Annotated in this window: 16 protein-coding genes; 4 read left to right on the top strand and 12 right to left on the bottom strand. The window is 45.5% G+C overall.

All coding sequences use genetic code 11. The features are described 5' to 3' along the window. Positions 1-6: 6 nt before the first annotated feature. From OCV50_RS01455 to dusA, 4 genes are all read right to left on the bottom strand, one after another. Positions 7-240, bottom strand: a complete 234-nt coding sequence (locus OCV50_RS01455) for a hypothetical protein (RefSeq protein ID WP_239843141.1) — start codon at positions 238-240, stop codon at positions 7-9. Between the two features lie 196 nt (positions 241-436). After that, positions 437-1,102: a TIGR04219 family outer membrane beta-barrel protein gene (locus OCV50_RS01450; protein WP_261903527.1), complete on the bottom strand. Its 666-nt coding sequence runs from the start codon at positions 1,100-1,102 to the stop codon at positions 437-439. Positions 1,103-1,253: 151 nt separating this feature from the next. Further along, a complete protein-coding gene (gene pspG / locus OCV50_RS01445) occupies positions 1,254-1,475 on the bottom strand; it encodes an envelope stress response protein PspG (RefSeq protein WP_032549872.1) in 222 nt (73 codons plus the stop codon). 193 nt (positions 1,476-1,668) lie between these two features. After that, the gene (gene dusA / locus OCV50_RS01440; RefSeq protein ID WP_261903526.1) at positions 1,669-2,649 is read right to left on the bottom strand and encodes a tRNA dihydrouridine(20/20a) synthase DusA; all 981 of its coding nucleotides are present in this window, start codon (positions 2,647-2,649) and stop codon (positions 1,669-1,671) included. A gap of 314 nt (positions 2,650-2,963) precedes the next feature. Here dusA and zur point away from each other — a divergent pair, with 314 nt between their 5' ends. Continuing rightward, a complete protein-coding gene (gene zur / locus OCV50_RS01435) occupies positions 2,964-3,422 on the top strand; it encodes a zinc uptake transcriptional repressor Zur (RefSeq protein ID WP_239843143.1) in 459 nt (152 codons plus the stop codon). Between the two features lie 17 nt (positions 3,423-3,439). Next, positions 3,440-3,901 carry a chemotaxis protein CheX gene (locus tag OCV50_RS01430; RefSeq protein ID WP_032549890.1) on the top strand — a complete coding sequence of 154 codons (462 nt, stop codon included), beginning with the start codon at positions 3,440-3,442 and terminating at the stop codon, positions 3,899-3,901. A 160-nt stretch (positions 3,902-4,061) separates the two neighbouring features. Here OCV50_RS01430 and pgi read toward each other — a convergent pair whose 3' ends face one another. Further along, complete coding sequence (pgi, locus tag OCV50_RS01425; protein ID WP_261903525.1) at positions 4,062-5,714, bottom strand: glucose-6-phosphate isomerase; 1,653 nt, start codon at positions 5,712-5,714, stop codon at positions 4,062-4,064. Between the two features lie 325 nt (positions 5,715-6,039). Here pgi and OCV50_RS01420 point away from each other — a divergent pair, with 325 nt between their 5' ends. After that, positions 6,040-6,459 carry a secondary thiamine-phosphate synthase enzyme YjbQ gene (locus tag OCV50_RS01420; RefSeq protein WP_261903524.1) on the top strand — a complete coding sequence of 140 codons (420 nt, stop codon included), beginning with the start codon at positions 6,040-6,042 and terminating at the stop codon, positions 6,457-6,459. A gap of 127 nt (positions 6,460-6,586) precedes the next feature. Here the strand turns inward: OCV50_RS01420 and OCV50_RS01415 are convergent, their stop codons facing one another. From OCV50_RS01415 to OCV50_RS01405, 3 genes are read right to left on the bottom strand one after another with little or no spacing between them, the layout of a single operon-like run. Continuing rightward, the gene (locus tag OCV50_RS01415) at positions 6,587-7,771 is read right to left on the bottom strand and encodes a BamA/TamA family outer membrane protein (protein ID WP_390905140.1); all 1,185 of its coding nucleotides are present in this window, start codon (positions 7,769-7,771) and stop codon (positions 6,587-6,589) included. A 29-nt stretch (positions 7,772-7,800) separates the two neighbouring features. Then, positions 7,801-8,889, bottom strand: a complete 1,089-nt coding sequence (alr, locus tag OCV50_RS01410) for an alanine racemase (RefSeq protein ID WP_239843146.1) — start codon at positions 8,887-8,889, stop codon at positions 7,801-7,803. Positions 8,890-8,895: 6 nt separating this feature from the next. Then, complete coding sequence (locus tag OCV50_RS01405; protein ID WP_239843147.1) at positions 8,896-10,287, bottom strand: replicative DNA helicase; 1,392 nt, start codon at positions 10,285-10,287, stop codon at positions 8,896-8,898. A gap of 175 nt (positions 10,288-10,462) precedes the next feature. Here OCV50_RS01405 and OCV50_RS01400 point away from each other — a divergent pair, with 175 nt between their 5' ends. After that, complete coding sequence (locus tag OCV50_RS01400) at positions 10,463-11,335, top strand: DUF481 domain-containing protein (RefSeq protein WP_261903522.1); 873 nt, start codon at positions 10,463-10,465, stop codon at positions 11,333-11,335. A gap of 223 nt (positions 11,336-11,558) precedes the next feature. Here OCV50_RS01400 and rplI read toward each other — a convergent pair whose 3' ends face one another. The 4 genes from rplI to rlmB all read right to left on the bottom strand — a co-directional run bounded on the left by rplI (position 11,559) and on the right by rlmB (position 13,788). Next, on the bottom strand, positions 11,559-12,011 hold the full coding sequence (rplI, locus tag OCV50_RS01395; protein WP_239843149.1) for a 50S ribosomal protein L9: 453 nt from the start codon (positions 12,009-12,011) through the stop codon (positions 11,559-11,561). Positions 12,012-12,049: 38 nt separating this feature from the next. After that, positions 12,050-12,277 (bottom strand): 30S ribosomal protein S18, encoded by a 228-nt coding sequence (rpsR, locus tag OCV50_RS01390; protein ID WP_000090472.1) that lies wholly within the window; start codon positions 12,275-12,277, stop codon positions 12,050-12,052. 112 nt (positions 12,278-12,389) lie between these two features. Next, positions 12,390-12,779 (bottom strand): 30S ribosomal protein S6, encoded by a 390-nt coding sequence (gene rpsF, locus OCV50_RS01385; RefSeq protein ID WP_032549898.1) that lies wholly within the window; start codon positions 12,777-12,779, stop codon positions 12,390-12,392. A gap of 268 nt (positions 12,780-13,047) precedes the next feature. Beyond that, complete coding sequence (rlmB, locus tag OCV50_RS01380) at positions 13,048-13,788, bottom strand: 23S rRNA (guanosine(2251)-2'-O)-methyltransferase RlmB (RefSeq protein ID WP_239843150.1); 741 nt, start codon at positions 13,786-13,788, stop codon at positions 13,048-13,050. Between the last annotated feature and the right edge of the window lie 43 nt (positions 13,789-13,831).

Below are 13,831 nucleotides of genomic sequence, written 5' to 3'. Positions count from 1 at the left end.
CATCCACTATTGCTGATTTTCGATACGTACTTGTTGAAATCCCACTGCCATTGCTGATTTTGAGGCAAGGTCGAGGTCGGCGTAATGGCACTCTTCACCGTGTACATCCGTCAACAACACAAAGCCACCGCTCATGTGTCGAAATTCCACAACCCAAGCCCCTTCTTGGATTGAGGGCTCTATGATTGCTTCCACCAGCTGGTTTTCTCGATAGAGTGTGCGTAATTCATTGAGTGTCATATCCCATCCTTTGCTGTGACTCTGCAATACTGTGTCTTTTAATAATAGACGTCGATTGCGCCAATGCATAAGAATCCCCAAAAGTGATGGGAGTACTAACTCATTCCAGATTGGTATATCCAAAACAAAAAACGCCACTGAGAGTCAGTGGCGTTTTCGTATCATTGAATTCGACTTTTCGTCTGTGGTCTCGATATTAGAAGCGAACTTCTGCGCCCGCAAACCAGCCATCAACCATAACGAAGCTCTTACCTAGATCTGAGGTAAAGAACTCATCTGAGTCTAGGTCGATAACACGGTAACCACCACGCAGAGCAACTTGTGTCTCGGCAACTGGGATTCGGTATTGAACGCCAGCCATAAGATCCGTGCTCTTGATACCGCTGCTGTCACCAAACTCCATTGAGCCGATAATGTCGAAATTCGTATCAGGCACATTAATTTCAGCGTTACCGTAAAAGCTCCACGTCAGCTCATCGAAATCCGTTTGAGCACCGCCCGCTTTAGGTTCGATGTAGTTTGAGTTTGAGTACTGAGTGAAGGTCACACCCGCATCAAAATTCATTAGCTTGTGCTCTAACACCGTGTAGTAGAAGGTGTAATCGTACTTATCAAACGCCAGTGTATCTGCATCAACTGATGTGTAACGAATGCTCGCGTTCGGCAGCATTGGGAATTTGTGCTCAAATGCAAAGTACAAAGACGGCGATTGTGAATCATCTTGTCTTACTTCATTAAGCTTTGTACTTCCCCACCACATATCGGCACCGACTTTCGCCGTGTAGAAAGGTTCTTCTTGAGCAGACGTTGTCGAACTTAAAGATAACATTCCCACTAAAGCAATTAATGGCATTTTATTCATTTGAGAGAGCTCCCGTTCCATTGCGTTGTACTAATTCTAAGTACATTCATAGACTAATGAGTAAAATTCTACCACACATATGCACAACGGATGCGATAAACATCCGTTGCGATCAAATTTGACGTTGCCATGACTTTCGAGCAGTAACCCATTAATAACGGCGAGGATTAGAGCTGTTCACTACGTTCTTGAAGAACCAAATACCAATCGCGATGACAATCAACCAAGGTAATATTTTTAATACCGCTCCTACCATACCCAGTACGACCATCACGACGAGTGCAAGTCCTGTTGCCGCTAATACTGTCATAAAGGTAATGCCTGTTACCAATAGCGTCGCAACGAAGATAAGAACAAAGATTAATTCAAACATAATGGTCTCCTATGATGACCTGTTTCTCTTAATCTTACTTATTGCAGCTTCCATACCAACACGACAATAAAATAAAACCCTTAAAAATCAATTAAATAAAAAGCCACACATTTTCATGCATGGCTTTAGATTTTTTATTAATGGTTAAAATAACCAACAGTGGTAAATTTCGCCTAGATGATAAACCTAGAGATTACACATTCAATTCTTTAGGAATTTTCGCTAGTGCAGTTTGCATCACTTCAATACCTGCACCTTTCTTATGCGCGTTCTCACTGATATAACGACGCCACTGTCTTGCACCCGGCATGCTTTGGAACAAACCAAGCATATGACGAGAGATATGACCTAGGCTCGCGCCTTTCATCAGTTCTTGCTCAATGTACGGGTACATCTCTTCAACGACCTGTGAACGTTTCTTGATTGGTGTGTCTAGACCGAAGATCTGTTGATCCACTTCAGCCAGAATATATGGGCTATGGTAAGCCTCACGACCGATCATTACGCCATCTAAGTGCTGTAGGTGTTCTTTGGTCTGTTCTAGGGTGGTAATGCCGCCATTCACCGCAATCACCAAGTCTGAGAAATCTTTCTTCACTTGGTAAGCACGTGTGTAGTCTAGCGGTGGGATCTCACGGTTCTCTTTTGGGCTCAAGCCACTTAGCCAAGCTTTACGAGCGTGAATGGTAAATTGCTCACAGCCGCCTTTCTCTGAAACCGTTGAGATAAACTTAGTTAGGAACTCGTATGAATCCTGCTCATCGATGCCGATACGCGTTTTTACTGTAATAGGAATATCAGTCACTTCTTTCATTGCTGATACACAGTCTGCCACTAGCTCAGGCTCAGCCATTAGGCATGCACCAAAACGACCATTTTGAACACGATCAGATGGGCAACCTACGTTAAGGTTCACTTCATCGTAACCACGCTCAGCAGCTAACTTCGCACATTCCGCCAAATCAACTGGGTTTGAGCCACCTAACTGTAGCGCGACTGGGTGTTCTTGCTCGCTGAACTCTAGGAAATCACCTTTACCATGCAGTATTGCGCCTGTCGTTACCATTTCCGTATACAGAAGCGTCTGCTGAGACAGCAGGCGGTGGAAGTAGCGACAGTGACGATCAGTCCAATCGAGCATTGGAGCAACAGAAAGTCTACATGAATGTGTCATGGTAAATACCCTAATAACGAGTCAAACATACTTATTGGCGCGGCCAACAAAAGTGAAGTCGGCTATTGTAAAGGCTATACCTTGTTTGTGCTATATGATCTTTACCTCACATTTTTATATTTAAACCCATTCACAAGACCTCTAATTCAGTGTCAAGAACCAGTTATATCTTGAGTCATACGGTCATTTTGAGTTACCTTGTCTTATTCAAAGTCATAGGTCACAATACGCTCTGTACCTGACTTTTATTAAAATTGAGGACACCTACCTGATTTTACTATCAAAATAGTGAATGGTTAGCGTCGTCCGCCTGTATGGTGAAAAATTTGGACCAAACATTAATAGAGCAAGTTGAAGGGATATGCGCATCTCGAGGCGTTCGATTAACACCTCAAAGAAAGCGAGTGTTTGAGCTCATCCTGGCGAATAAAAAAGCTTCTAGTGCTTATGAACTACTAGAGCAGCTTAAGCAGAGTGAACCTCAAGCCAAACCACCTACTGTATATCGCGCTTTAGACTTTTTGTTGGAACAAGGTTTTATTCACCGAGTTGAGTCAACAAACAGCTTTATTTGTTGCTGCTCTTGTAATGCACACAAACATTTCTCGCAGCTGCTAATCTGTGATAAGTGTGGCAGCGTAATCGAATTGCAAGATGATGCCCTGATATCTCAACTCGCTAACAATGCAGAAAAGCACGGCTTTCGATTGACCAATCACGTCATCGAATCTCATGGTACATGCCAAGCCTGCTCGACTGAGCTGAAAGATTAAGATTATAGAAGAACATTATGCGCGCTGAATTTGTAAACCCGTTTTTAGCCTCTCTCATGAATGTGCTAAAAACGATGGCTTCTCTAGAATTGAAGCCACAGAAACCTAGAGTTAAAAAAGATGAAATCGCTCGTGGTGATGTCTCTGGTTTAATTGGTATGGTTGGTCCACAATCTCGTGGTTCAATGTCGATCACCTTTGATGAAGGCCTAGCGCTAGAAATCATGCAGAACATGCTGGGTGAGCGTCCAAACGGTCTGAACGAAGAAGTGACCGACATGGTTGGTGAGATCACCAACATGGTAACGGGCGGTGCAAAGCGTATTCTTGCGGAAAGTGGCTTCGACTTTGATATGGCGACACCGATTGTTGTATCAGGTAAAGGACATACTATTCGTCACAAGTGTGAAGGTGCGATCATCATCATGCCGTTCTCATCTCAATGGGGTAACGCCTTCATCGAGATCTGTTTCGAATAACAGCATCGAACTATCGCCTTGAAAAAAGCGAATTGAAAGAAAGGTTGGCACTATGCCAGCCTTTTTTATTGCCTGCTGTTTTATCTAAACGCATAGTGGACGCCAGAAAAACAAAACGCCAGCTCAAAGGCTGGCGTTTGTTTTTACGGATTCAACTCAATTAAGCTTTAAGCGCTTTAAATGCGTTGATTAGACCGTTAGTTGAGCTATCGTGAGATGTCACTTCTGTGTCATCAGCAAGCTCAGGTAGGATTTGGTTAGCCAGTTGCTTACCAAGCTCTACACCCCATTGGTCAAAGCTGAAGATGTTCCAGATTACGCCTTGTACGAAGATCTTGTGCTCGTACATCGCGATTAGGTTACCCAGAGTGCGAGGCGTGATTTGCTTAACTAGAATAGAGTTTGTTGGGCGGTTACCTTCAAACACTTTAAATGGTACTAGTTCTGCTACTTCTTCTGCAGTTTTACCTGCTGCTAGGAATTCAGCTTCTACTGTCTCTTTTGTCTTACCGAATGCTAGTGCTTCAGTTTGAGCAAAGAAGTTAGACATTAGCTTCTGGTGGTGATCAGATGCTGGGTTATGACTGATTGCTGGAGCAATGAAATCAGAAGGGATCAGCTTAGTACCTTGGTGAATCAGCTGGTAGAAAGCGTGCTGGCCGTTTGTACCAGGCTCACCCCAGATGATTGGACCCGTTTGGTATTCCACTGGGTTACCGTCACGGTCAACAAACTTACCGTTAGACTCCATGTTACCTTGCTGGAAGTACGCAGCAAAACGGTGCATGTATTGGTCGTAAGGTAGGATTGCTTCAGACTCAGCGCCGTGGAAGTTGTTGTACCAAATACCGATTAGCGCAAGGATAACTGGGATGTTGCTTTCAAACTCAGTTGAAGCGAAGTGGTTATCCATGTCGTGAGCACCTTCAAGAAGCTCAACGAAGTTGTCGAAACCGACAGACAGAGAAATCGATAGACCGATTGCAGACCATAGAGAGTAACGACCACCGACCCAGTCCCAGAATTCGAACATGTTGTCTGTATCGATACCAAACTCAGCTACCGCAGTTGCGTTAGTAGATAGCGCTGCGAAGTGCTTAGCTACGTGTGCTTCATCGCCCGCTTCTGCTAGGAACCAGTCACGTGCAGAGTGTGCATTGGTCATTGTTTCTTGAGTTGTAAACGTCTTAGAAGCCACTAGGAATAGTGTTGTTTCTGGGTTTACTTTCTTCAATGTTTCAACGATGTGAGTACCATCAACGTTAGACACGAAGTGCATGTTTAGGCGTGTTTTGTATGGTGTTAGGGCTTCAGTCACCATGTATGGGCCTAGGTCCGAACCACCGATACCAATGTTTACAACATCAGTGATCTCTTTACCTGTGTAACCTTTCCACTCACCTGATACGATGCGGTGTGTGAAGAGTTCCATTTTTGCTAGAACAGCATTTACAGCAGGCATTACATCTTTACCATCAACCATCACTGGCTTGTCGCTGCGGTTACGCAGAGCAGTGTGAAGAACTGAACGGCCTTCAGTTTGGTTGATTGCGTCACCTTTGAACATTGCTTCGATTGCAGATTTAACTTCTGTCTCGTTAGCAAGTGCAAATAGGTGCTGCATCGTTTCTGCATCGATAAGGTTCTTAGAGTAGTCGACTAAGATGTCTGAACCGAAGCGAGTAGAGAACGCGTCAAAACGCTTTGCATCTTGAGCGAATAGCTCTTTTAGCTCCATATCTTGAGCAGATTCAAAGTGTGCAGTTAGAGATTTCCACGCTTGTGTTTGCGTAGGGTTGATATTTTTCAACATGGTAACTATCCCGATGTTACTTTAGGTTTTATTCTCAATATCACTAATATGATAAGAGAACCCCCGATTAGGCAAAAGCTCTATGATTCGGTGACGACAAAGGTTTCATCATCACTGAAAGATTCTTTGTAATTTTTTTTCACGGCGTATTATGCCGTATATAACCATCAGCGCCTTGAGATAAATCACGGTTCGTTTTTGTGAACCACTAACCGGCGCTGATTTCGGTTCTACACTGTAGAAATGTGAACTAAACCCTGTAAATTCAAGTTCAAAAGATAGCGTTAAACCGCTTTTTTGCCAAATACATTATAGAGGATGCTATATGTGGTTTCAGAAGACTATTCATCTCAATGCACGAAAGCGTGGATTTCATCTCATTACTGATGAAATTGAACAACACATCAACGACATTAATTGTCCAACTGTTGGTTTATTACACTTATTTATCCAACATACCTCTGCAAGCTTAACCCTCAATGAGAATGCGGATCCGACCGTGCGTGCGGATATGGAGTCGCATTTTAATCGCTATGTACCTGAGAGAGCGCCGTACTATCGACACACTTATGAGGGCGACGACGACATGCCTGCACACATTAAAGCATCGCTTCTGGGCAACAGTGTGACAATCCCCATTACCAATGGTCGATTAGCTTTAGGAACATGGCAGGGCATTTACTTAGGTGAACATCGTGATTTCGGCGGTAACCGCACTGTGATCCTGACTATCCAAGGTGAATAAAAAAGAAAAACCTTAATTTAATCAATAAAAAAGAGTGGTGTGTTTCCACGACCACTCTTATCAACAGCGCTTTCGGCCTACGATAGGCCAAATGCTTTTTTAGCTCCATTGAGCGAGAAAATTGGCTTTAGAAGGGTTGGTTTACCATAACCCTAAAGGTACCTTCATCACCGCCACGGGCTAATTCTGCTCGTACCACGATACCTTCGACCTGAAAGCGCACCGCACCACCCAGACTCCATTTCATATCTGTGTGCAGTGTTTTTACATCGTACTCATCCGCCACTCGCCCTACTTCTGCAAAAGCTACCCACTGCCACCAAGGGAGATCGTAGTAGTTAATCAGAGGAATATCTTCCAGCGGCTGCCAGTCTGGTAGCACTCGGTATTCTGCAGAATAATGAACCGCAGAGCGTCCATGGAATCTGCCTCCGGTATAACCTCTAAGTCGGTACAGACCACCGAGGCGTGCTTGCTCTGTTTCTGGTGGGCGAGCGCACTCTTGTCCCGAACAGTTATTCCACGTTGGTGTATCTGCGGTATAGAAGTCAAACGCGAGAACTTGTTGATCAAACCAATCGCCAAGTGGGCCTAATGCGTAATATTGGCTGTTTTGGAACGTCCATTTAAACCAAGGATCGCCTTCAGACCAATCATCAGAACCCGTCGTCAGCTTGAGTAAAGAGTGAGACCCTTTAGTTGGGTTGCGAGTACTGTCGCGGTTATCCCAGTCAAAGCTTAAGTTGAAGCCAGTCGCCTCTTCAGTTTCATTGAGATCTTTGAGTTCACGAGAGGTATAAAATGGCGTAAAGATAATAGAGCTCACACCAGACTCTAGCGGAGAGGCAAAGCTGACGTCTTTAATTGGCTGGAACGCACCCAACAAACCATGTTCAGCGACATTTCCCCAAGGTAATAGGTATTTAAACTCCGCTTGATAGTTCTGCTCATAGCCATCAGTGATGGTTTTATCCAGGTCAGAAGAGTCGTTACTGCCTTGATCGCCAAGATAGTATGGGTTGTCATTAAAGCGAGCTTGATACATCTGAGTGCTAAACAGCAGGTTCTGCGACAACGCATAGTTAAAAGCTGACAGAAAGACGACATAGCTGTCTTTGTCTGAGTAGAGCGCGGTACCAAACAGCGCGGCTTGCGGCTGCCCGACTCCCTTTGCAACACCAGCAACTCCAAAGGTATTACCCATGGTTTCGGTGCTGAAGTAGAAGGGAACAAACGCAGAGTCTTTGGGTTCTTTCTCTGATTTTTCGGAAGCTTGAGCGGGAGTAAAAACCAGCGAGGCCGCCAGCGTCATAGCACTGGAAAACCACCATTTTTTACCGCTCACGATTTCACGTACTCCATCGCAACACGTGAAGTAAGTTTAGTGACCAATTCATAGGCAATAGTACCGATGTGAGACGCCACCTCTTCCGAAGGCAGAGCTTTACCCCATAAGGTCGCTTCATCACCCACTTGGTCGGTGGCATCAGGGCCAAGATCAACGGTGAGCATGTCCATCGAGACGCGACCAGCTATCGGCACCTTACGACCATTGATGAAGACTGGAGTACCATTAGGTGCGGTTCGTGGATAGCCATCACCGTAGCCAATCGCAATCACGCCCATTTTAGTATCGCGGTCGCTGGTCCAGTTTCCACCATACCCTACGCTTTCACCGGCTTTAAGATCACGTACAGCAATCAGATGAGAGGTTAAGGTCATTACAGGTTGAAAACCTAACTCTTGGGCGGTCTGATCGACAAATGGAGAGACACCGTAAGAGATGATCCCCGGACGAACCCAGTCGAGGTGACTGTTCGTCCACGCGAGTACTCCCGCAGAGGCTGCCAATGAGCGCTCTCCTTCACACCCTTCAGTCAATGATAGGAAGAGCTGAGTTTGTTCTGTCGTCGTGGTTTTATCCAGCTCGTCAGCACAGCCGAAATGGCTCATATAACGCAAAGGTTTCGCCACATTGGCGCACTGATGTAAGCGCTCGACAAAGTTTTGATACTGCTCAGGGCGTACGCCCAAGCGATGCATTCCGCTGTCGACTTTAAGCCACACGACCACAGGCGCTTCTAGCTTAGTGTTTTCTAGCGCATTGAGCTGTTCTTCACAATGCACCACCGTTTGGATGTTATTCGTAACCAAGATAGGCAGATCACCCGAAGAGTAGAAGCCCTCAAGTAGCAAAATCGGTTTTACAATTCCGCCCGCTCTTAGTTGTAGTGCTTCTTCAATTCGAGCAACACCGAAAGCGTCCGAACTTTTTGAATGCTTAGCAATGTGCAGCAAGCCATGTCCATAACCATTGGCTTTCACTACCGACATTACTTTGCTCTTCGGAGCCTTCGATTTGATGAGATTTAAGTTGTGCTCTAGCGCGCCTAAGTCAATGCTTGCGGTCGCGGCTTTCATGTACGTCATTGAGGGTTACTCATCATCAAATGCAGGGCCTGCATAGTTATCAAATCGAGAGTGCTGACCTTGGAAGGTCAAACGAACCGAACCGATAGGGCCGTTACGCTGCTTACCGATAATAATTTCCGCAATGCCTTTCAGTGAGCTGTCTGGGTTATAAACCTCATCACGGTAAATAAACATGATTAAGTCGGCATCTTGCTCAATCGAGCCCGATTCACGCAAGTCCGAGTTAACCGGACGTTTATCAGCACGTTGCTCTAGGGAACGGTTAAGCTGAGACAGCGCGACTACAGGCACATTTAGCTCTTTCGCGAGTGCTTTTAGAGAGCGAGAGATCTCGGCAATCTCCAAGGTACGGTTATCAGAAAGAGACGGTACACGCATCAATTGAAGGTAGTCGATCATGATCATTGAGAGACCATCGTGCTCACGAGCAATACGACGCGCACGTGAACGCACTTCGGTTGGAGTTAGACCAGAACTGTCATCGATGTACATGTTCTTCTTATCCATGAGGATTCCCATGGTCGAAGAGATTCGAGCCCAATCTTCGTCATCCAGCTGACCCGTACGAATCTTGGTTTGGTCGACACGAGATAGGGATGCCAACATACGCATCATCAACTGTTCACCTGGCATCTCTAGCGAGAAGATAAGAACAGGTTTGTCTTGCTTCATCGCCGCGTTTTCACACAAGTTCATCGCGAAGGTAGTTTTACCCATCGATGGACGTGCTGCGACAATGATTAAGTCTGAGCCTTGTAGGCCAGCTGTTTTCTTATTGAGGTCGTTAAAGCCAGTATCAACACCTGTCACACCATCTTGCGGTGTTTTGTATAGGATCTCGATACGCTCTAGCGTCTTCTCTAGAATGCTGTCTACGTTTTGTGGGCCTTCGTTCTCACTCGCACGGCCTTCCGCAATCGCGAATACCTTACTTTCGGCAAGATCGAGTAGGTCTTCCGATGTTCGGCCTTGTGGATCGTAACCAGAATCAGCGATCTCATTCGCCACGCCAATCAGGCTACGTACTAGAGCACGCTGCGCCACAATATCAGCATAGGCATTGATGTTCGCCGCACTTGGGGTGTTTTTAGCGAGGTCAGCAAGGTAAGCGAAGCCGCCAACCTCTTCAAGCTGCTCACGTAGCTCCAAGTGCTCAGAGAGTGTAATAAGATCCAGAGGTGCACTTTCTTCTAGAATGTCTTTCACCGCTTCAAAAATCAGACGGTGTGGACGACTATAGAAGTCCTTCGCCACGACCTTTTCAGCCACTGTATCCCAGCGTTGGTTGTCCAGTAACAGGCCGCCAATCACGGATTGTTCAGCTTCTAATGAATGGGGCGGGACTTTAATCGCGTCCACCTGATCGTTGGCTGATTTCTGATTTCTGGTATCCACTATCACTACACTCAAATAACTATTAATGATCGCTCATTATACCCAAGAACATTCATTTGTAATGCTATCCGGCGGGTTTGTTTTAGTCTTAAGCAAGAATTTACCTATTGCTGACTCAAATCACCAAGGGTAGCATTACGATCCTCCACCCATTCACTGTACAAATGAGGTATGCGTGTCCAAATTAATTGCTCTTAGCCTTGGTCTACTGAGCACTCCATTAGCCCTGGCTAATGACACAGAATCCTCTGTTGACAAGCTTCTTGACTCAATAGAAGTGGCTGAGCCTTTAGAGCCAGCCGAAGAGTTACAAGTAGAAGCAGCGACAGATGTTGTGGATATGGATATCGCGCCGAGTGACACAGACACCGAACCGACAGATCCGCTCTCGACCGAGGTTGAGTTTGGCTACCAATCGCATACAGGTAACTCTGATTCGCGCTCACTCAACGCAAGACTGAGCGCTGAGTACACCGAAGGGCGTCACCGTAGTACGGGTGAATGGAAGTATTACAACCTCTACAAAGATGGTGAAGAGGACAAAAGGCAGTCGACTTATACGGCACAGAGTGACTACAAGTTAAGCCCAAAGACCTACCTTTACGGCAGTTTTAAAGGGGTAGACTCGCGCTACAGTGCTTACTTTAAGGACTATACGATTTCGACAGGTTTGGGTTATCAGTTCTCGAACACGGAGACATTTGTTTTAGAGTTGGAAGTCGGCCCAGGTTTTCGTTATCAAGAGCCTAACCTTGATGAAATTGACGATGACGACATTATCTTCCCCGAGATTGTGGAAGAAGGCATTTTTCGTGGAAACCTAAACTCATCTTGGCAGGTGCTACCGAATTTGCGCTTCAATGCTGATATGACATTGGTATCGGGTCGCAGTAACTTAAGATTAGATACCGACCTAGAGGCCGTGAATGATATTACCGAGAATATCGCCCTTAAGATTGCGCACTCTCGTCAGTACCACGATAAGGTTCCAAATGGCTTAGATAAAGCGGACTCTGTGCTTTCAGTGAATCTGCTGTTCCAATTCTAAGTTCACACCGCTTGTACAGCCCATAGAGCAAAAAGATCATCGTAGGCTTTTTGCTTGTTTTCCCCACCCTATTTTTCTTTTGTGACGAGTCCGAATCGCTAACGACTCAAGCTTACTCATCATACCCATGATGTCGTTAACCTGAATTTCAGACATAAAAAAACACCAGCCGAAGCTGGTGTTTTAAAACTTTCAAAAGAAAGAATTCGTCTTGTAACTGAAATTACTCAGCAGCAACGATAGCGATTTTCGCAGTAGCAAAAACTTCAGAGTGAAGTTGGATGCTTACTTCGAATTCACCGATGTTACGTAGAGCGCCTTCAGGTAGGCGTACTTCGCTCTTAGCAACTGCAACACCTGCCGCTGTGATAGCGTCAGCGATGTCACGAGTACCGATAGAACCGAATAGTTTACCTTCGTCACCAGCTTTAGAAGCGATAACTACAGCTTCTAGAGCGTTAACTTGCTCAGCGCGAGCTTGAGAAGCAGCTAGTTGCTCAGCAACTTTAGCTTCTAGTTCAGCACGACGAGTTTCGAACATAGCAACGTTGTCTTTAGTTGCCATAACTGCTTTACCTTGTGGGATAAGGAAGTTACGAGCGTAGCCAGATTTAACGTTTACTTGGTCGCCAAGGCCACCTAGGTTACCGATCTTATCAAGTAGAATAACTTGCATTATCTTAGTCCTCTTAAACTATTATTAACTATTACCGATTACTGATGCTTGTCAGTGTACGGTAGTAGAGCTAGGTAACGAGAACGCTTGATAGCGCGAGCTAGTTGACGCTGGTACTTAGCGCTTGTACCAGTGATACGGCTAGGTACGATTTTACCAGCTTCAGTGATGTAGTTTTTTAGAGTTGCTACGTCTTTGTAGTCAATCTCTTGTACGCCTTCTGCAGTGAAACGGCAGAATTTACGACGACGGAAGAAACGAGCCATGGGCTATCTCCTGATCTTAAATTTAAAAAAGCGGTCTTTCACGATTACCGAAGTATTCACAAAGAACCTAAAACAAGTTGAGAATTTTTTAAGGCTTTACGCCAAAAAAGAATTACTCAGCAGATGCTTCTGGCTTAGCTTCTGTACGCTCTTCGCGACGAGGAGCACGCTCTGCACGCTCTTCTTTTTGCTTAAGCATAATAGATTGCTCAGTCACAGCGCCTTTAGTGCGCATGATCATGTTACGTAGAACTGCATCGTTGAAACGGAAAGCAGTTTCTAGCTCGTCGATCACTTCTTGACCAGCTTCAACGTTCATTAGAACGTAGTGAGCTTTGTGAAGCTTGTTGATTGGGTAAGCCATTTGACGGCGGCCCCAGTCTTCTAGACGGTGGATAGTACCGCCAGCTTCAGTGATAGAACCAGTGTAACGCTCGATCATGCCAGCAACTTGCTCGCTTTGATCAGGGTGCACCATGAATACGATTTCGTAATGACGCATTGGTTGCTCCTTACGGATTATTAGCTTCCACAGTTGGCTCAGTCATCCAGAGGAAGCAAGGAACTAAAGATAATTGACTGAGTTTTAAGGACGGCAAATATTATAGAAAGAACCCCTTATTGGCAAGTGGTATTTGGCGAATAATGAAACAGTTTTCCTTTCGCCATCTAGCCATCCGTGATTCTCTCAAGATCTGCCCTAATTCGATAAAAACAAACGTCCACCAGCATGTGGTGGGCGTTAGAAATAAATCAATTCAATGAGTAGTTTACTGCGCTAAACGCTGACGCACCGCTTCAAACAAGCAAATACCAGAAGCCACTGAAACGTTGAGGCTTGATACACTCCCCGCCATAGGGATCTTAATCAGATCATCACAGGTTTCACGCGTTAGACGACGCATACCGTCACCTTCTGCACCCATCACAACCGCTAATGGGCCCGTCAGTTTTGCTTGATAGATATCGTGCGTCGCTTCGCCCGCGGTACCTACAAACCATACGCCTTTCTCTTGAAGCGCGCGCATAGTACGAGCCAAGTTTGTCACACGTACTAAAGGCACCGTTTCAGCAGCACCACACGCCACTTTACTGACTGTCGCAGTTAACGGCGAAGAGCGATCTTTAGGGACGATAACCGCAGCAACACCTGCAGCATCTGCATTACGCAGACACGCGCCTAGGTTGTGCGGGTCTGTCACACCATCAAGCACCAATAGTAGGGGCTGCTCATGCTGCGCTAGAATGTCATCAAGGTCGTTTTCGTTCAGCTGTTTAGCAGGCTTCACCTTAGCAATAATACCTTGGTGATTTGCACCTTGAGCTTTGTCATCAAGCGGTTTACGACCCATTTGTTGGATAGACACCCCAAACTGCTGCAGTTGGTTTAACAGCGGCAATAGACGCTCATCTTGACGGCCTTTTAGTACATAAGCCTCGATAAAACGCGCTGGGTCTTTTTCTAGTACAGCTTTCACCGCGTGAATGCCGTAGATAAATTCGTTACTCATTGTCTACCTGTTCGGTTTGTTACATTAAGGAGAGTAAACTGCG

Origin of the sequence: Vibrio fortis, assembly GCF_024347475.1 — a bacterium.
GTDB classification, from domain to species: domain Bacteria; phylum Pseudomonadota; class Gammaproteobacteria; order Enterobacterales; family Vibrionaceae; genus Vibrio; species Vibrio fortis.
The sequence above is the reverse complement of the archived record's forward strand: the minus strand, read 5'-3'. Positions and strand labels throughout refer to the sequence as shown.